General features: G+C 68.4%; 18 protein-coding genes and 1 tRNA gene. 12 read left to right on the plus strand and 7 right to left on the minus strand.

Translation table 11 applies throughout. The annotated features are described in order from the left end of the window. Positions 1-139: 139 nt before the first annotated feature. Positions 140-2,404 carry a hypothetical protein gene (locus C1I92_RS20575; RefSeq protein WP_111256522.1) on the plus strand — a complete coding sequence of 755 codons (2,265 nt, stop codon included), beginning with the start codon at positions 140-142 and terminating at the stop codon, positions 2,402-2,404. Between the two features lie 57 nt (positions 2,405-2,461). On the opposite strand, the gene C1I92_RS33425 is transcribed toward C1I92_RS20575, so the two are convergent. From C1I92_RS33425 to C1I92_RS20595, 4 genes are all read right to left on the minus strand, one after another. Then, positions 2,462-2,860, minus strand: coding sequence for a hypothetical protein (locus C1I92_RS33425; protein WP_146605217.1), 399 nt, complete (start codon positions 2,858-2,860; stop codon positions 2,462-2,464). 682 nt (positions 2,861-3,542) lie between these two features. After that, complete coding sequence (locus tag C1I92_RS20585) at positions 3,543-4,100, minus strand: flavoprotein (RefSeq protein WP_199521424.1); 558 nt, start codon at positions 4,098-4,100, stop codon at positions 3,543-3,545. Then, positions 4,097-5,311, minus strand: a complete 1,215-nt coding sequence (locus tag C1I92_RS20590; RefSeq protein WP_111256524.1) for a helix-turn-helix domain-containing protein — start codon at positions 5,309-5,311, stop codon at positions 4,097-4,099. The genes C1I92_RS20585 and C1I92_RS20590 overlap by 4 nt, the downstream gene beginning before the upstream one ends. 126 nt (positions 5,312-5,437) lie before the next feature. Beyond that, positions 5,438-5,767, minus strand: a complete 330-nt coding sequence (locus C1I92_RS20595; RefSeq protein WP_111256525.1) for a winged helix-turn-helix domain-containing protein — start codon at positions 5,765-5,767, stop codon at positions 5,438-5,440. 175 nt (positions 5,768-5,942) lie between these two features. Between C1I92_RS20595 and C1I92_RS20600 the strand changes: the two genes are divergently transcribed. The 7 genes from C1I92_RS20600 to C1I92_RS20625 all read left to right on the plus strand — a co-directional run bounded on the left by C1I92_RS20600 (position 5,943) and on the right by C1I92_RS20625 (position 11,607). Beyond that, the gene (locus C1I92_RS20600; protein WP_146605218.1) at positions 5,943-6,341 is read left to right on the plus strand and encodes a hypothetical protein; all 399 of its coding nucleotides are present in this window, start codon (positions 5,943-5,945) and stop codon (positions 6,339-6,341) included. A 2-nt stretch (positions 6,342-6,343) separates the two neighbouring features. Further along, positions 6,344-6,871: a hypothetical protein gene (locus tag C1I92_RS20605; protein ID WP_111256527.1), complete on the plus strand. Its 528-nt coding sequence runs from the start codon at positions 6,344-6,346 to the stop codon at positions 6,869-6,871. A gap of 247 nt (positions 6,872-7,118) precedes the next feature. After that, positions 7,119-7,280, plus strand: coding sequence for a hypothetical protein (locus C1I92_RS33945; RefSeq protein WP_158564216.1), 162 nt, complete (start codon positions 7,119-7,121; stop codon positions 7,278-7,280). After that, positions 7,277-8,746 (plus strand): FtsK/SpoIIIE domain-containing protein, encoded by a 1,470-nt coding sequence (locus C1I92_RS20610; protein ID WP_111256528.1) that lies wholly within the window; start codon positions 7,277-7,279, stop codon positions 8,744-8,746. The genes C1I92_RS33945 and C1I92_RS20610 overlap by 4 nt, the downstream gene beginning before the upstream one ends. After that, positions 8,743-10,236, plus strand: a complete 1,494-nt coding sequence (locus tag C1I92_RS20615; protein ID WP_111256529.1) for a replication initiator — start codon at positions 8,743-8,745, stop codon at positions 10,234-10,236. The genes C1I92_RS20610 and C1I92_RS20615 overlap by 4 nt, the downstream gene beginning before the upstream one ends. Further along, positions 10,229-10,417: a helix-turn-helix transcriptional regulator gene (locus C1I92_RS20620; protein ID WP_111256530.1), complete on the plus strand. Its 189-nt coding sequence runs from the start codon at positions 10,229-10,231 to the stop codon at positions 10,415-10,417. Before C1I92_RS20615 ends, C1I92_RS20620 begins: the two co-directional genes overlap by 8 nt. After that, entirely contained in the window at positions 10,417-11,607 is a 1,191-nt protein-coding gene (locus C1I92_RS20625) for a site-specific integrase (RefSeq protein WP_111256531.1), read from the plus strand. Before C1I92_RS20620 ends, C1I92_RS20625 begins: the two co-directional genes overlap by 1 nt. A gap of 54 nt (positions 11,608-11,661) precedes the next feature. On the opposite strand, the gene C1I92_RS20630 is transcribed toward C1I92_RS20625, so the two are convergent. Next, positions 11,662-11,734, minus strand: a tRNA-Lys gene (locus tag C1I92_RS20630). Between the two features lie 147 nt (positions 11,735-11,881). Here C1I92_RS20630 and C1I92_RS20635 point away from each other — a divergent pair. From C1I92_RS20635 to C1I92_RS20645, 3 genes are all read left to right on the plus strand, one after another. Further along, positions 11,882-14,113: a glycoside hydrolase domain-containing protein gene (locus tag C1I92_RS20635; protein ID WP_111256532.1), complete on the plus strand. Its 2,232-nt coding sequence runs from the start codon at positions 11,882-11,884 to the stop codon at positions 14,111-14,113. 21 nt (positions 14,114-14,134) lie between these two features. After that, positions 14,135-15,403, plus strand: a complete 1,269-nt coding sequence (locus C1I92_RS20640; RefSeq protein WP_111256533.1) for a glycosyltransferase — start codon at positions 14,135-14,137, stop codon at positions 15,401-15,403. A gap of 137 nt (positions 15,404-15,540) precedes the next feature. Then, positions 15,541-16,917: an FAD-binding oxidoreductase gene (locus C1I92_RS20645; protein WP_111256534.1), complete on the plus strand. Its 1,377-nt coding sequence runs from the start codon at positions 15,541-15,543 to the stop codon at positions 16,915-16,917. Positions 16,918-16,985: 68 nt separating this feature from the next. Here C1I92_RS20645 and C1I92_RS20650 read toward each other — a convergent pair whose 3' ends face one another. Next, the gene (locus C1I92_RS20650; RefSeq protein WP_111256535.1) at positions 16,986-17,189 is read right to left on the minus strand and encodes a hypothetical protein; all 204 of its coding nucleotides are present in this window, start codon (positions 17,187-17,189) and stop codon (positions 16,986-16,988) included. Continuing rightward, on the minus strand, positions 17,189-17,587 hold the full coding sequence (locus C1I92_RS20655; protein ID WP_111256536.1) for a MerR family transcriptional regulator: 399 nt from the start codon (positions 17,585-17,587) through the stop codon (positions 17,189-17,191). Before C1I92_RS20655 ends, C1I92_RS20650 begins: the two co-directional genes overlap by 1 nt. A gap of 51 nt (positions 17,588-17,638) precedes the next feature. On the opposite strand from C1I92_RS20655, the gene C1I92_RS20660 reads away from it, so the two are divergent. Beyond that, a complete protein-coding gene (locus C1I92_RS20660; protein WP_111256537.1) occupies positions 17,639-18,535 on the plus strand; it encodes an NAD(P)-dependent oxidoreductase in 897 nt (298 codons plus the stop codon). Positions 18,536-18,661 lie beyond the last annotated feature (126 nt).

Here is an 18,661-nt window from a genome sequence, read left to right on the forward strand (position 1 = left end):
GCCCGCAGCCGAGCGGGCCGCGCGGCGAGCGCAGCGAGCCGCCTTGACGGAGTACAGAAAATTCTCACATTTCACGCGGCGAATCAGAAGCACTGCCTCTAGAATCCCGCTACTCTGTGATGCCTGAAGGGGGCAACGGATGGCGATCGCCGCAGAGAGGTTTGAGGTCGCGCTAACGGGCCTGGAAGGTACTCAGTGGCGGCTGTTCGAACGCGTGGCGACCGTCTTTCTCGCGGACGAGCTCCCCTCGCTGCGACCGACAGCCAGCGAGAGCGGCGACCTCGGAGCTGACGGCCTCCTATTCCAGGTCGAGGACGACCCGTCGGTTCTGGTTCAGATGTCCGTCCGGAAGGACTGGCAGGCGAAGATTAATGAGACATGCACGCGCATTAAGGTGACTTTCCCCGAGGTGCGCGTTCTCATCTTCATCACGAATCAACTGACGGGCGGTGAGCACGCTAAAGCACGGAAGAACGTGCGCGAGAAGCACAAAATCCACCTTGACCCCCGTGATCGCGAATGGTTTGTAACTCACAGGAATGATTCCAGCGCGACAATAGCCGAGGCCGAGGAATTGGCGCGCCAGATCGTAGATCCAATGCTGGCTGCTCCCGTCGCCGCGATCGAACGTCAGGCGCAAGCGCTCGACGACTTAGAAGCGAAGGCAGCCTTTCTTTATCTGGGCCTTCAATGGGCTGACGATAATAAGGAGAAAGGGCTCACCAAACTATGCTTCGAGGCGATCGTCCGATCCATCCTTCGCGATACGACGAGTGACGATGGCCAACGTATGGTCCGCGAAACGATCCATGAACACACGCGGAAGCTGCTCCCGGCGCACAACGTCGACGTTCTCAGGACTCAGGTAAACGGCGCCCTAAGCAGACTGTCTGACCGTAATCGACGGTATATTCGGCACTGGAAGAAGATCGACGAATTTTGCCTTACATGGGACGAGCGACTGAGACTAGCTGAGAGACTGACGCAACTCCAGGCATTGGATGAATCACTGCGGCGGGAGCTCAGGCGGGCGGTCGCGACATCTGCCGCGGAGAATAGTGCGGAAATCCTGACAGAGAAGGACCTCGACGATCTCGTCGACTTTTCGCGCGCAGTGATCGAGCGCGTATTGCTCGACCGCGGCGAAGCCTTCGCGTCAGCGGTGACACACGAATTGGGCGAGGAAGTAAAGTACACCGACATTGAGGCGATCGTCGACAAGGTCATCGTTCAGCGCTCCATCGCCCCAAAGATTCCGGCCCACGTCCTCGCTGCGACGATACAGTCGCTGCTCATCGAACCGCCCGAAGCTGTGAGGCGCTATCTTAGGAATCTGGCAGACACATATACCCTTTTCGCCTTCATGCGCGAGACGCCGGACGTTCAGTCGGCCGTTGTGAAGATGTTCTCAGATGCCGATCTTTGGCTCGACACCAACGTAGTCCTACCCCTCTTGGCCGAAGAATTACTGGACCTCGGCTCGCGCTCGCATACCCAACTCCTGAGCGCTTCACGAGAAGCAGGGTTGCAGCTGTACATTACGGAGGGCGTACTTGAAGAGCTGGTGACACATATCCATCGATCGAATGTGTACGCGAGCGCGTTACGTGGAGGCGGAGGCGCAGAAGGCCGCCCTCCATTCTTGTATACAGCGTATAAACTCGCCGGCCGGGACACCTCGACTTTTGGGCAGTGGCTGGAGAACTTCTGCGGCCGGGAGCGCGAAGCGGATCTTCTCGACTATTTAGAGGAAGAGCACGGCATTAGCCTGAGCCCCCTCACAGACTTTGCAAACAAGGCTTCTACTGAATTGCGCGGCGCCGTTGCTGAAATTTGGCACGAGGCGCGTGACGCTCGCGACGAGCGAAACGCCGCTATAGGGCTCCCCGCAATGGACTCGATCACCCGCGACAAGCTAGTAGCCCATGACGTGGAAAACTATGTCGGCATAGCAATGAGACGTCAGGAACGCGGAGAGCGGAGATCTGCCTTCGGATACAGATCTTGGTGGCTAACACTCGCCGGCACCGCGTTCAGAGTTGCCGCACAACTCCCATCACGAATAGTGGAGAAGCCGCCGGCGTCGCCCGCGATGAGTCCAGACTTTATGCTGAACTACCTTTCAATCGGACCTGTACGTTCTAGGCTTTCGCGGAGTTCCGAGGAGTCGCTTCCTCTCATGCTCAACATGTCCGTAATGGACGCCGTTCCCCCGGATCTCATCGAGCTCGCGGATGAGTTGCGCTCGCAGCTCCAGGGTCTCGCTCCGCGGATTGTGCGCCGTAAGATCCGCGAAACCTTGGAGGATGCTAAGAGGCTGATGGGTCCGACAGCTGCCGCTGGGGAGATCGGCCTAACGGAGGACGTCAAAAGGCGCCTTATTGAGCATGCCCTAGAAAGGTAGAGCATCGGTCTTGGAGGCTCCGTCAAGCTCTGTACGGATACAGAGCGGCGCCGCCTGTCAGCCGTACAAGGCCAAGTACCAGTAGCAGAACACCGCCGCCAAGAGGACTCTAATCGCCTGCCCGCGAGTGATCGGCTGGTGCCGATGTGCGACGGCATTTCTTAGGCTGACGAGGTCTCCAAGTGCCTCATGCAACTCCTGCGTGACCGCCGGCGCACCGCGCTCAGCCATGACTGAAGGTAGGAGGATCTTCAACTGGTGACTGAACGTTGCCCCACGCTGCAACATATCGTCTACCCGATCGGCCACGGCAAATTGCGAGTAATGTGATTTGAGGAACCCATACAACCTTCTCTCGACGGCGACAGCCGCTGGAACGATCACCCTCCTATACTCTCCCGCCGCCAATTCATCGGATGCATCGAAAAGTGCCCCTATGCCTGGATCGTCGCTCATAGATTGAAACGCGCAAAGAACTTGCCACGGTCGTCGTTTCCGGCGGATCCCCAAGCGGCCTGGGAAAGATGGCGAGTTGGTGCGGGATGGTTCGGCCGTAGTGTTGACTCATGATCGCCGGCATAAGCACCCCTTCCTCAGTCCCATCCTGCGGAGTGAAGTTTACAGCGTGAATTTTTGCGTCGGCCGGAATGCCGATACTTGCAAAGTCGAACACCAGTCCTTCGCCGCGCCGAAGCACAATCGTGCCAAGTTGCCACGAGCCAAGCCCAGCAGTTATTGCGCCTGGGAGCATAGGATTCTCATTCCCAATGCTGTCACGCAGGAGATCCCAGAGGCTGGCTTGCCCTCCACATTCGCACCTGATCTGCAGTCGCCGGAAGTAGTAGCCGAACATCACTGCGTCGGGGACGGCTAAGTGCTGATTGCATGATAGGCACGAAGGTCCAGGGCTCAGGGTCGCGGCGGGGATCCGCGGCTGGTCCGGCTCAAGGTTGGCGTCCACCTGCGCATTCCATCACAAGATGCCGATCGCGAGCCCGACGCTCGTGCTGCTGGAACGCGTGTTTGGGCAGTACATTCGAGGTCGGCGTTCGGAGTGGCTCCGACAAGACTTCGCTGCCGGGCGCAGACGCGCGAGGTGCGGCGTTCACCAGGTAAACCGTAACGCTCGGATGGGGGTCTACAGGCGCTCAGTCGTTTCGACAATGGCGTGGCGGATCTTCGTCCAAGGGAGTCCACGCCTAGGCGACATGCGTGGGGCGTACAGGGGCCAGACGTCGTCCCCCATCACAAGGTGAACGCCTGCGCTTTGGAGGGTATCGACGTGCCCGCTCCACGCGGGGTGCGCTGCGTGTGCTGCGTTGATGCGAGGGAAGATGACGATCGGCGGCGTTCCGTTGCCGATGGCCTCGCCCACGCTGGTGAGCGCGTAATTGTCGGCTATGCCGAGGGCGAGCTTCGCGACGGTGTTCGCAGTTGCGGGAATGACCGCATAGCAGTCGACTTGCGGATGGGGACTCGTCTCGCTGGGCAGGCGGGCTTGGTCGCGCACAGGCAGGCCCGTTGCCTCCTGGATCTTGTCGAACTCCCCCGAGGCGCGTAGCCAGGTTGCGGCCGTCGGTGTGACGGTGACGGCGACGGTCCAGCCGTCGCGCTGCATGGGCTCGATCAACTCGGTTCGGAGGTCTTCGATGCCGCCGGCTGCGCAGGCGATGAGTCCGAGAATGGGGCCGGTCATACGGCTCGGCAGCGTTCCGCGAGCTGCATGACGATGGACTGACGACCGCCCATGGTGACGGGTGAGCGGCGGTAGATCGCCCGGACGGTCTCGCGGACGGCTGGGTTGTGGCGGACCAGCTGTGGTGCCTGCTGCTCGGCCGTGAGGAGCGCGTCGACGGCCTCGTCGTCCTGGGCGAGATGGCTGTAGGCACGGGCGACATCGATGCGGTGGCAGACCTGCCGCTCAACGGGCAGCGGGCTCGGGTCAATGCGCGGGCCATGCTCGGCCACGTAGGCGACGTCCCCGAGATCCAACGCCGTGGTGACGCGATGCACGTGGACGTTGGTCGGACCGAAGGCGGTCTGCCAGTGGTTCGCGTCGTGGCCCAACTGGTCCGCTGCATCGGCGGCTCGATCAAGCAGTTGCGTCGTGGTGGCGCGGTCTTGTCGGCGGGCAGCGGCCACGGCCATGCGTAAGTCGAGCATGCCGAGCAGGCTGAGCGCTTCGGGCTCGCCGGCGTGGACTGTGCCTGCCAACCAGCTGCGGGCCGCGTCCCCGACTTGTAGGGCGTCGTCGTAGCGGCCGACGGACAGGAGCGCGTGAGTGCCGGCGCGGGCGGCTGAGGCGAGCGCAAGGGGGTCTTCGGACTGGCCGGCGGCGCTCATGGCTCGCTCGGCCGCGATCCATGCGAGGTCGACCTCGCCGATCTTGCTGAGCGTCGTGGCGGCGAGGTGATGCACCCTGGCGGACACTCGCCAGCCGGCCCGGGTTCCCTCGGCTTCGAGTGCTTGAGCAGATTCGAGCAGCTGAGGCAGGACGGCAATCGTTCGGCCGAGTCCGCCGTTCTGGTAGTCATCCCACGCAGCGGCGGTCATCCGCTCGGCGTGCGTGACGTCGATCTGCACGACAGCGGTCTGATTGAACAGCAACTGGGAGAGCCGACGAGGACTCATGAGCGCATCGCGGATGGCCGGCACGTCATCGTTGGCGCGGTCGTCCTCGACGAGGACCGGTTGCCCGATGAGGTCGGCCAGCGTGACGCGCAGAGCGCGCGCCAGCTCGGTGATGACGTCAAGTCGCCGGATGTCGCGCTCACCGCGCTCGATCTTGCTGAGCCAGTCCTCGGATCGGCCCACGAGGTTGGCGAGCACGGATTGGGTCAGGCCGCGCCGCACTCGGTAGAACGCGATGCGCTCTCCGATGCTGAGGGTGTCCCCTGCTCCATGCATGGTGTCAACGATAGGTCAGCAGGTCAGTCACGTACCCGGACAGTTTGTCCGGGCGACCCCTTGCGGGCAGGGTTCTGCTGGTGGTGTGACGGCCCGCAGCATCGAACGAAGCACGCCTGCCCCTCGTCATGGGCGGCCGGCGGCTAGGTCGTCGACGCGCTCTGTCAGCGTGCGCACGGCCTCTTCGAGGCGATCAAGCCGTGCCTGGGTGTCGTCAGGGCGACGAGCCGCAGCGCTCACGTCGTCGGCGACGAATACGCCCTTGCCCTGGCGGCCGACGATCAGCCCGTCGCGGCGCAGCTCGTTGAGCGCGTCCCGCACGACGGTGCTGGACACGTTGTGCTGCTCGCGCAGCTTGGTCATGGACGGCAGCTGGCTTCCCGGCGGCAGCTCCCCCGCCGCGATCCGCCCGCGCAAATCGTCCGCGAGCTGGCGAAACGCGGGCGCGCTCGACATCCATCGCCTCCGTCCAGGGCGCGGCACTTGTTGCCGCACTATGTGCAGCTTTTGTAAACCATGCGGCCATGGTATACAAACTTGACGCACTATGTCGACATAGTGCAGTCTGAAGACGTCTCGCACGCCTCCGGGTGCGAGATCGGGGAGAGACCCCGTTACGAGAGGAGAGGTCATGGCGACCTATGCAGTGGACAGCAAGCGGCAGTCGATGCTGGCGACCGGTGTGGTCAACCCGGTGCATGAGTGGGAGGACACGCCGGACGGGTCGCGTCGGCAGTCTGAGCGTCAGGCGATCGATGAGGAGACGCATCTGCCGTTGTGGGGTGTGGAGGTCATCTACCGGACGGTGTCGTTCGACCGGGAGTTGACGGCGCGGGCGCTGGTGACGGTTCCGGTGCCGTTGCGGCCGGAGATCGCGGACTACTCGCCGATCGAGTTCGGTGACCTGGTGGCGTCGGCGCGGGCGACGAAGACGGGTCAGCTGGTCGAGTCGTGGCGGGCCGGTGGGATCGCGTCGCACACGCCGCGCAAGGACGCCGGCAAGGCCACGTCGGGTGAGAAGGCGGCCTGACGATGACCGTCATCGAGGTCCCGACCGACGCCTACGCGGCCGCTGACTGGCTCGCTGGCCGGCATCCGTGGGTGCGGCAGCTGGTCGAGCGGATCGCCGGGCGCATCGACGACCACCCCGACTGGCTGGATGTCATCACACAGGCCGTGAACGAGAGCGAGGGCGATGGTGCCGCGTGGGTGGAGTACGAGCGCCGGCACCCGGCACCGGACGACGACGCGGCGTTTTGGGAGTGGCACGCGCAAGGCCCAAAGGCCTCGCCGCACGTGCGGGCGTTCGGGGTCATGTCCAGCGGGGAGAAGAACCTCGTGCGCCTGGTGGCCACGCTGGGCGGCCGGGTCGCCTGGTCCCCGCGCGATGTGTCGTTCGACCAGCGTGGCGCGGCCGTGCTCGCGGACTGGCTGGCGATCGTGCACGCCCAGCTTCCGGCCTGGCTGTACCCGGCGGCGTCGGATGACGCGCTGGTGGTGCGGCTGGCCGCGGTGAGCGACGCGACCAACGGCCAAGGAGTGCCCGCGGTCTCGCGATGAGTCCCCACCGGGGACGGGTGACAGGCCTAGGAAACCAACCCCGTCCCCGGTGGCCCAATCAACACCCCCGAATGGAGGGGATTGGTGTGTCCAAGCCTACGACCTGGCGACTCCCGCTCGCCGCACTCGGCATCGTCCTCGCCCAGCTGCTGACCGTCGCCGTTCTCATGATCGGTGCCGACGAGGTGCAAGCCGAGCGGTCCGACGCCGCCCGCCACGCGGCAGTGACGCGTTGTGGTGATCGCCCATGACGTCCGCGATGGTGGCGTGTTCCGTCTGCGGCCGGCTGGTGGAGGCCGTCAAGGCGTGGTTCCACCCCGGCACCGGCGACACCGTCTGCGACTCCTGCCACGCCACCGCGCATGCGCGGCACGCGGAGCTGACGGCTCTTGAAGGGCTGCTTCGATGAGCCCTCGACCCGAACTGACCTCGAAGACCATCAAGATCTTCGCGGCGTTCGTGCAGAACCTGCGTGATCGCGACTCGCTGGTCCGGCGGTTGCTGCGCGGCCTGGGCTGGGTGACCGCCACGCCGCTGATGCTGCTGCACCGGCTCCCGGCCGTGTTCGCCGCCGGCTGCCTGCTGCTGCTCGCCTACAGCGTGGTCGGCGCGGGCGGCCTGGTCCTGCTGCTCGTGCTGCCGACGGTGGGTTGGGTGGTGTGGCGGCTCGCGCACCCGGAGTCCGCGGAACGCGTCGCCGCGCAGGTGCGGGGCCGGTGGCGGTACCGGCGGATCTACCGCAAGCACTGGCCGGCCGTCGCCGCCGGCTGCGGCCTCACCGTTGCCGGCTCGTTCGGCCGGCAGGTCGCGCCCGAGCTGATCGGCGTCACGGCGCATCCGGCCGCCGACGCCGTGCGCGTGCGGCTGCTGGCGGGTCAGTCGCCGGCCGACTATGCCGACCGTGCCGACGCGCTGGCGCACGCGTTCGGCGTGACCCAGGTCCGCGTCCGCAGCGATGAGCCGGGCACGGTGACGCTGTCGTTCAGCACCGGCGACCCGCTCACCGACCCGATCCCGCAGATGCGGCTGGATGCGCGGGCTGTGGACTTCGAGGCGCTGCCGGTCGGGTTCACCGAGGACGGCGACCTTTACCGGCTGCGGCTGCTGTACCGGCACGTTCTGACGGCTGGGATGACCGACTCCGGCAAGGGGTCGGCGCTGTGGTCGACCGTGCGGGCGCTCGCGCCGGCGATCCCGTCGGGTGTGGTCCAGCTGTGGGGCGTGGACCCGAAGGGCGGCATGGAGCTGGCGATCGGTCACGCGCTGTTCTCCCGGTTGGCCGCCGACGACGAGCCCGGCGACATGGTCCGGCTCGTCGCCGACGCCGCCGACCTCGTGCGCGAGCGATCGAAGCGACTGCGCGGCCACACCCGCAAGCACACCCCCACGACTGACGAGCCGTTCGTCGTGCTGGTCATCGACGAGCTGGCCTACCTGACCGACTACCAGGACGACACCAAGCTCAAGCACCAGGTCAACAAGGCCCTCAAGATCGTCCTGTCCCAGGGGCGCGCCGCCGCCGTCTCGGTGCTCGCGTTTGTCCAGGACCCCCGCAAGTCCGTCGTCGACGCCCGCGGCCTGTTCCCCACCAAGATCGCGCTCCGGCTGGACACCGCATCCGAGGTCGAGATGGTGCTCGGCAAGGACGCCTGGGAACGCGGCGCACACGCCGAAGCCATCCCGGACTCGCAGCCCGGCACCGGCTACGTGCTCGTCAAGGGCGACCCCACCCCGGTCCGGCTCCGCTTCACCTGGGTCACCGACGACGACATCCGCGCCATGGCCCAGCAGTTCCCGGCCGCGCAGCCGGCACCGCGACGCCACGGCTTCACCGTCGTCACCGACAAGGACGGCGAGAGCGGAGCGGTCGCATGAGCGCGCCGGAGCTGACACACGCGGAGCTGGTGTTCCAGCTGGCGTCGCTGTCGCGCAGCAGGGCCGGCGAGCAGGCCCGCGGCTGCGTCAATCCGATCCGGCTGACCGGCTCGTCGACCACGATCAACGCGAGCACGGGTGAGGTCGTGCGCGCGTACTCGTCCGACGACGAGCCCGACGGGCACACGTACGTCCGTTGCGGCAACCGCCGCGCCGCCGTCTGCCCGTCCTGCAGCCGTGAGTACAAGGGCGACGCGTGGCACCTGCTGTCCTGCGGCCTGGCCGGCGGGAAGAGCGTCCCGGAGACGGTGGCGCAGCATCCGGCGACGTTCGCGACCTTCACCGCGCCATCGTTCGGGGCCGTTCACCGCCACACCCGACCCGCCAACGGCCGCACGTCGCCGTGCCGGGCCAGGCGCGATCGCCCGCGCTGCCCGCACGGACGGCCGCTGTCGTGCGTGCGGCGGCACGACGCCGACGACCCGCAGGTCGGTCAGCCGTTGTGCCACGAGTGCTACGACTACACCGCCCACGCCGCGTGGCAGTGGTGGGCGCCGCAGCTGTGGCGGTACTTCACTATGGCGTTGCGCCGCCGCCTCGCCCGCGCCGCCGGCCTGTCGATGAAGGCGTTCACGAGCGCGGCCAAGGTGTCCTACACCCGCGTCGTGGAGTTCCAGGCCCGCGGCGTCGTGCACTTCCACGTCGTCATCCGCCTCGACGGTCCCGACGGCCCCACCACCCCGCCGCAGCTGCCGCTGACGGTGACCGACCTCGAGGACGCGGTACGCCACGCCGCCGCGCACGTGCACAAGGACGTGCCCATCCCCGGCGGGCAGACGCTGCGGCTGCGGTGGGGCCGGCAGCTCGACCTGCGCACCATCACGCCCGGTACCGGCCGCGACAACCAGGCCGGTCCGGCGCACCCGCACCAGGTCGCCGCGTACCTCGCCAAGTACCTGACCAAGTCGACCGAGGACTTCGGGCTCCCCGTCGCCGGGAAGCTCTACAGCGCCGGCCACGCCGCCAAGCACGGCGCGACCCCGCACGCCGTCCGCCTCATCAAGGCCGCACAGCAGCTCGTGCCCATCCACGACGACTACCAGCGCTTGAAGGACCGCTACGCCACGCTCGGCTACCGCGGCCACCCCATCACCAAGAGCCGCGCCTACAGCGTGACCTTCGGCGCGCTCCGCACCGCCCGCCGGCAATGGCGGCAACGCCGCGCCCAGCTCCCCACCGACGCCGACGTACGAGACGTTCTCGACGTCGACCAGGCCGACACCGAAGACACCGCCACGACGGTCGTCGTCGGCAGCTGGCGCTACGCCGGACGCGGCTACCTCGACACCGCGGCCGCCGCCAACGCCACCCGCTCGGCCAACCTCGCCCGCATCCGACGCGCCGAGGCACAGACCTTCGCCGCCGGCGTGGCCGATGGGCCCGCCGCACAAGAATCCGTTGGTGATAGCAGGGAGAAATCTTATGGCTGAGACAGTCGAACCGACCTGGACGGTCGACGACGTCGCCGCCTACCTGCGCGTGCCCAAGGCGACGCTCTACCAGTGGCGGTGGAAGAACTACGGTCCGCCGGCCGCTCGGGTAGGCCGTGGTCTGCGGTACGTGCGCGCCGATGTCGAGGCGTGGTTTGCGGCACAGTTCGAGGTTGCGTAATGGGTCGCGCGCCGCTGCCGATCGGCACGTGGGGCAAGATCCGCACCTACGTCGACAAGACCGACGCCAAGGGCAAGCCGATTCGGCATCGCGCGATCGCCCAGTTCCGCGAATTCGACGGTCGCACAAGGCCAGTCGAGGCCCACGGTAAGACGCCCACCGCCGCTGCCAACGCACTACGCGAGAAGCTGACGGTGCGGGCGAAGGCTGGCCGTACGGGTGATCTCACGGCGTTGCACCGCTGCTCCGACGCCATTGACCTCTACCTGGCGAAGTTCAAAGAGCGTGTCGAGGCTGGCAAGCGGTCCGCGGGCACGTTGGAGCTCTACGAACGCCACATCAAGAACCACGTGCGGCCTGCACTCGGTGAGGTCCGTCTCGGGGAGATCTCGACACCGCTCCTGGACAAGATCATCGCGAAGATCAAGAAACAGTCCGGCGCGGCGACCGCGAAGACCTGCCGGAGCATCATCTCCGGCGTCATGAAGCTGGTGGTGCGATACGGCGTCATGGCGGTCAACCCCGTGCGCGAGGTCGACAGCATCGAAGCCGAGCCGAAGAACCCGCCGCGGGCGCTCACCGAAGCCGAGCTGACCATGTGGCTCGACACGCTCCGCAGCGAGCCCATCGCCATGCGGTGGGACCTGCCCGACCTGACCACGTTCATGCTCGCTACCGGCTGCCGCATCGGCGAAGCGCTGGCCGTGATGTGGGAGCAGATCGACCTTGAAGCCGGAACCGTCGAACTGACGCACACCGTGATCCGGCTGACCGGCATCGGTCTGATCCGGAAGAAGACCAAGACCAGTGCTGGTGAACGTCTGCTACAGCTTCCGCTGTTCGGCATCGTCATGCTGCGTCGCCGGTTCGCTGAGGGCATCCGACTTGATCAGCCGGTTTTCGCGAGCACGGTCGGTGGGCTGCGTGATCCGTCGAATGTGCGGAAGGTGCTCCGTCAGGTGCGTGGCGACGGGGCCTTGGCGTGGATCACGTCGCACGCGTTCCGCAAGACGACGGCGACGGTTCTCGACGATGCGGGCCAGTCCGCGCGTCAGGTGGCGGACCAGCTTGGGCACTCACGACCGTCGATGACGCAGGATGTGTACATGGCGCGGCGTGTGTTGAACCCGACAGCCGCAGGCCTGCTCGATGACGCTCTACTGGCGAAGGTGGCGGAAAACCATGGGTAAAGCATGGCCTCCGCTGCTGGTCGCGCTGGGTCGAGCCGCTGACCTGCTGTGGGGTGGGCCCCCAGGGGATCGAACCCTGAACCCGCGGATTAAAAGTCCGCTGCTCTGCCAATTGAGCTAGAGGCCCCGCGGACAGGCTACCCAGTCCCGCCCCCGCGCGACGCACGCGGCAGCTGCGGGCCCCGAACGGCCATACCTGGCGGATAGGCCTTGACGGCCAGGTCACGGAGCGTTCATATCGACGCTACAGACAGGTCATCTCGGGACAGGCAGAATGCAGAACATACTGGACAGCGTTGATCCCTTCATCGGCACCATGGCCACCGACCTGCCGCCGGCGCAGGGGCTGGCCGCGACATGGTGGTGGCCGAAGGCGCAGGTGGGGAACACGCACCCGGGCGCGAGCCACCCGCTGGGCATGGTGTCCGCGTGCGCCTACTCCGGCGCGTACCCGACCGGCTACGGGGTCTACCGCATCAGCACCGAGGGCCTGCCGACGCAGCTGTACGACCGGCAGCAGGCGTCCGGGTTCACGCACTTCCAGCAGTCCGGCACCGGCGCGATCCGCAAGTACTACAACTACTTCCGCGTCACCCCGATGATCGAGCCGCTGGACGCGCTGGGCACGCTGTGGAAGCTGCACGACGAGGTGGCGGAGCCGGGATACTACGCGGCGACGCTGGACACCGGGGTCCGCTGCGAGGTGACGGTGGGCGCGAAGACGGCCGTGCACCGGTACACGTTCCCCGAGAGCCGCAGCGGCCGCGTCGTCGTCGACTTCTCGTACGGCGGGCTGGCGATCGAGCACGGCCGGACGGTGCCGCTGCGCGCGCACCTGCAGAGCCTGGGGCGCGGGCAGGCCGAGGGCACGCTGGTGATGGAGGGCGTGCCGCTGTCGGTCTTCATCGAGGCCGACACGCCTGACTGGCGCCAGTTGCTCTGGTACGACCGCCGGCTGGTCGATGGCGGGACGCGGCTGGACTTCGACTACATCCGGCGCACGACGCTGCGGCCGTTCGGGCTGATCTTCATGGGACCGGCCGTCGCCGGGCAGACGGTGGAGCTGAAGATGGGCTTCTCGCTGCGCGGGACGGAGCAGGCCCGGGCAAATCTGGACGACGAGCTGGGGCTGGGCCGCACGCGGTTCGACAAGTGCCGGTCGCGCACCCGCAAGAAGTGGTCGTCGTACTTCGATCAGGTGAAGGTCGACGGCGGCACGGACGCGCGGCGGACGGTGTTCGCGACCAGCCTGTACCACTCGCTCATCAAGCCGTGCTTCGCCGACGACGAGAGCCCGTTCTGGCCCACGTCGGGGCCGTTCGTCTTCGACATCTGCACGATGTGGGACATCTACAAGACGCAGATCCCGCTGATCACGGCCCTCGCCCCGAAGAAGGGCGCCGCCCTGCTGGAGTCGCTGATCCGGGTCTGCGAGGAGGAGGGCAACTTCCCCATCGGCTACCGCATGGCCAAGGGCGCGGACCGGTTCTTCCGCCAGGGCAGCGCGCTCGCGCACACGGCGCTGGCCGACGGGTACCTGCTCGGCCTGAACGGCATCGACTGGGACTGGGCGCTGGTGCACATGCAGGACGACCTGCGCCGGGTGTACGGCGAGGACTTCGTCGAGAAGGACATCGTGCACCCGATCACCCACACGCTCGACCTCGCCTACGGCTACCACTGCACCGCCGTCATCGCGCGCGGCCTGGGCGACCGCCGGCTCGCCGACGAGCTGGAGCAGCGGGCCCGGTACTGGGTCAACGCGTTCGAGCCGGACACCGGGCTGCTGAAGAAGTCGACGTACTACGAGGGCGGTCGGTGGAACTACTCGTTCCGGCTGCTCCACGACATGGCCGCGAGGATCCGGCAGGCCGGCGGCGACGACCGCTTCGTCGGCATGCTGGACGAGTTCTTCGGCTACGGCCAGCCGCCGGTCCGCCAGCTCGGCACCCCGCCGTTCGGCGACGAGTACGCCGCCGGCGCGGCCCTGCACCGGTTCGAGGGCCTCAACAACGAGCCGGACATGGAGGCGCCGTGGGCCTACCACTACGCGGGCCGGCCGGACCGGACGGCGGAGATCGTCCACCACGCGCTGACGTACCAGTTCGCGCCGACCCGCGGCGGGCTGCCCGGCAACGACGACTCCGGCGCGCTGAGCTCGTGGTACGTGTGGGCGTCGCTGGGCCTGTTCCCCGTCGCCGGGCAGAACGTGTTCCTGGTCAACGCGCCGGCGTTCGCGACGGCCAGCCTGGAGATCGGCGGCAACGAGTTCCTCATCGAGACGATCGGGCATCGGGAGACCCCGATCAGCGTTGAGACGGGAACCACACCGGCACCCCAGTTCGTCCAATCGGCGACATTCAACGGCAAGCCACTCGACGCGGGGTACATCACGGGGAACGAGCTGCACGGCGGAGGCCGGCTGCAGATCGAACTGGGACCGGAACCGTCGGCCTGGGCGACGAAGGTGCGTCCGCCGTCGGTCTCGGACCGCACACACGGTTAGCGAAGACTCGGAGGTGTTGCCATGAGCCGACCCACCCGCCGCCTGGTGATCGTCGTCCGCGCCGATCCGGTGATCTGCGGCCATTCGGGCGAGGCTCGCAACCTCGCCGAGGTAGCGCTCACCCGGGGGTTCGACGACGTCCGCATCGTCACCTGGCCGCTGCCGGCGCTGCAGGCGGCCGGCCTGCCGCTCAAGCCGCTGGACTCGATCCTGCCGTACAGCCCGGGCATCACCGTCGAGCGGCCGGAGCCGATCGGCGACTACCGCGTCCCGGACGGGCGGTACACGCTCGGCCTGACCAGCCGGCTCTACGAGCTGTTCAGCGACGGCGTCCCGACGGTCTGCCTCTCGATGTACCTGACGCCGCACACGAACGCCGTACTCGAGGCGCTGCACGGCGCCCGAGCGACCGGCGCCGGGTTCAACGTCCGGACGGTCGCCAAGGCGGTGGGCTCGGACATCACGAACATCGTGCGCACCGGCATCGCCGAGGGACGGGCCGGCGCCGCGGCCTTCCTGTTGACGACGTTCCTGGCCAACGACGCGTGCGTCGCGGTGTCGGAGTACACCCGCGACCTCATCATCGAGTCGGCGCTGCAGGTCGACGCGGTCTGCGGCACCCGGTTCGCCGAGGAGTGCGCCGCGCGCGTCACCGTCAGCTACCCGCCCATCGACACCTCCGCGTATGTGGGCCTCGAGCCGGCCGTCGTCGACGCCGCGCTGGCCCGCCGTGGCCTGCGCCGCGACGGGTACGCGCTGTTCCTGTCCCGGGTCACGCTGGCCAAGGGCGTCGACGACCTGATCGCGGCGTACCAGGCATCGGCCGCCCGCGACCACGTCGGCCTGGTCATCGCCGGCACCGGCCCGGAGCTGCCGCAGCTGCGGGCGCAGGCCGCCGGCGACGAGCGCATCGTCTTCCTCACCGACGTCGGCGACGAGGAGAAGCCGCTGCTCATGGCCGGCAGCGCCGCGTTCGCGCTGCCCAGCAAGCCGCGGCCGGAGTTCGTCGAGACGTTCGGCATCGCGCTGGTCGAGGCGATGCTGTCCGGCGGCGGCCCGGTCATCACGACGACCACCGGCGGCATCCCGGAGTCCGTCGGCGACACCGCCATCGAGATCGCCGCCGGCGACCCGGCCGGGCTGGCCGCGGCGCTCGACCGCGCCGTGCTGGAGCTGTCCGCCGACGACCGCCGGGCCGTCGCGGCCCGGGCACGCGACTACGCCATGCGGTTCGACCGGGTCGCGGTCTTCGACGGGCTGATCGACGGGCTGGCCGTTCCGGCCGGCTGACTACCCGCGGGCGCTGACAGAATGCTGACAGCACCCGGCGGAAAATCGTGCGAATTCTGTCAGTGGTTGCCGCTTGAATGGTCACCACGCCGGACGGGCACTCGGCTCCGGCGTGGTGACCGAAGGAGAACTGCCAGATGACCACGCTCGACGTCTCCGCATTACGCACCCGTTTCCGCGGCCAGGTGGTCGCACCCGGCGACGCCGGCTACGACGCCGCCCGCAGGCTCTTCTACGGCGGCCTCGACCCCAGGCCGGCCGTCGTCATCCGCCCGGCCGACGCCGCCGAGGTCGCCGGCGTCGTCACGCTGGCCCGCGAGACCGGCCTGGAGCTCTCCGTCCGCTGCGGCGGGCACAGCCTCGTCGGCCACAGCGTCGTCGACAGCGGCATCGTCATCGACCTCGCCGGGCTGCGCGCCATCGCCGTCGACGTCGAGGAGCGGACGGTGTGGGCGCAGGCCGGCCTGACCGCGGGCGACGTCACCAACACCGTCTCCGAGCACGGGCTGGCGATCGGCTTCGGCGACACCGGCACCGTCGGCATCGGCGGCATCACCACCGGTGGCGGCGTCGGCTTCCTGTCCCGCAAGTACGGCATGACCATCGACAACGTGCTCGCCGCCGAGGTCGTCACGGCCGACGGCCAGATCCTGCAGGTCGACGCCGAGAACCACCCCGACCTGTTCTGGGCCATCCGCGGCGGCGGCGGCAACTTCGGCGTCGTCACCCGGTTCAAGTACCGGCTGCACCAGGTCCCGGGCGTCGTCGGCGGCATGCTCATGCTCCCGGCCACCCCCGACGTCGTGCACGGGTTCCTCCGCGAGGCGGCCGCCGCGCCCGACGAGCTGTCGGTCATCGTCAACGTGATGACGGCGCCGCCGATGCCGTTCATCCCCGCCGACCTGCACGGCCAGCTGGTCGCGCTGGGGCTGGTCTGCTATGCGGGCCCCGCCGACGAGGGCGAGAAGGTGCTGGCGCCCATCCGTGCGCTGGCCGAGCCGCTGGCCGACTTCGTCCGTCCCATCACCTACGCCGAGATGTTCCCGGCCGAGGAGGGCGGCGGCGGGGGCGAGTTCCACCCCACCGCCACGGCGCGCACCCTCTTCGCCGACGAGCTGAGTCTCGACACGGTCACCCGCGTCCTGAACCAGCTCGAGACCGCTCCGGCGCCGATGCGGGTGACGCAGTTCCGCCCGCTCGGCGGCGCCATCGCCCGGATCGCCGACGACGCGACCGCCTACGCCCACCGCGGCCGCCCCTTCATGGTCAACGTCGCAGCGTTCCTGGACGGCCCGGACACCCGGCCCGAGCGGGAGCAGTGGGTGCTCGAGACCGCCGCGATCGCCGAGAACGGCGACCCCGGCGCCTACGTCAACTTCCTCGGCGAGGACGGCGCACGGCGGGCGCGCGAGGCCTACCCGGGCGCGACCTGGGAGCGGCTCACGCAGGTCAAGCGGCAGTACGACCCGGAGAACCTGTTCCGGCACAACGTGAACATCCCACCCGCGGCCTGAGGCGCACGGAACGGGGCGGCCGGACGCGGGTGCACGCGTCCGGTCACCCCGGCCGAGTCAGCGCCGGGTCAGCGCCGGGTCCGCCACCGGTCGACGACGCGATCGAGGACGCCGTAGCCGGCCAGCCCGAAGGCGCCGAGGGCCGCCAGGAACACGATCACGGCCGCCCCGAGGGCCACCGGCCGCAGCAGCAGCCCCGCGACCGTCAGGACGCCGCCCGCCACCGCGAACCGGGTGATGGCCCGGCGGCTCATCGGCTCGTACACGGGCATCAGGCGGCGTCCCGCGCCGCGATCCAGGCGTCGTACTCGGAGTCGTCCGCCGGGGTGCGGTCGATGAGCCCGGTCAGCAGCGCGCGGGCGTCGGTCAGCGCGTCGATGGCCGCCGTGATCCGGTCGCGCTCGGACTCCAGCGGCGCCAGCATCGACCGGCAGCCGGGCATCAGGCCGTCGCCGGTGTCGACCATGCAGGGCAGCAGCTCGGCGATCAGGTGCGTCGGCAGCCCGGCCGCCAGCAGGGATCGCACGTGCCGGACCGTCTCGACGTCGGACGGGGCGTAGTCGCGGTAGCCGCTCGGCAGCCGGGCCGGCCGCAGCAGATCCTGCTCCTCGTAGTAGCGCAGGGCCCGCTCCGTCGTCCCCGTCAGCCGGGCCAGCTCGCCGATCCGCATGCTTGTCCTCCGCTTGACCTTCACGTTGACGTGAACCTTTAGCGTACCGGCATGACGACATCGCCCCAGGTCACCGTCCTCGGACTCGGCAAGATGGGCCAGGCGCTGGCCCGCGCCTTCCTCGCCCACGGCCACGCCACCGCCGTCTGGAACCGCTCGCCGCAGAAGGGCGACGAACTGGTCGCGGCCGGCGCCACCCGGGCCGCGACGGTGGCCGAAGCGGTCGCGGACGCCGGCCTGGTCGTGGTCTGCGTGTCCGACTACGCCGTCGCCCGCGCGATCCTCGAGCCGGCCGCCGCCGCGCTGCGCGGCCGCGCCGTCGTCAACCTGACCGCCGACTCCCCGGACGCGGCCCGCGAGCTGGCGGCCTGGGCCGCCGATCACGGCATCGACTACCTCGACGGGTCGATCATGACGCCGACGGTGACGATCGACACGCCGGACGCGGTGCTGATCTACAGCGGCCCGGCCGACCTCTACCAGCGGCACGCGGCGACACTGGCGGCGCTGGGCGGCCGGCAGCACCACCTCGGCGCCGACCCCGGCCGGGCCGCCGCGTTCGACGTCGCGCTGCTGGACATCTTCTGGACCGCGGTCGCCGGGATGGCGCACGGGTTCGCGCTGGCCAAGGCCGAGGGGATCGACGCCGCCGACCTCGCCCCGTTCGCGCGGCCGATCGCCGAGCTGTTCGCGGGGTCGGTCGACGAGCAGGCCGAGCGGCTCGACGCCGGCCGGTACGAGGCGGACATCGCGCGGCTGGAGACCGTCGCCGCCGGCCTGGAGCACGTGATCCACGCCGCCGACCGGCGCGGACTCGACACGAGCGTCCAGCGCGCCGCGTACGACCAGATGCGCCGGGCCATCGCCGCCGGCCACGGCGACGACGACGTGGCGGTGCTCGCCGCGGCGCTCCTCGCCGAGCGAGAGGACGCCCGCAGCCGGGCCTGACCTGCGGCATCTTTGCGCCAATGGCGTCTACCGGCCACGCATAGTCCTTCCGGCCGGGTCGCGGCGGTGCCAACCTGTCCGGACCGGACATTTCGGCACTGCTGGTACTGTCTCTTATACACATCT

Source organism: Jiangella anatolica (genome assembly GCF_003236295.1).
In the GTDB taxonomy this organism is placed as follows: Bacteria; Actinomycetota; Actinomycetes; order Jiangellales; family Jiangellaceae; genus Jiangella; species Jiangella anatolica.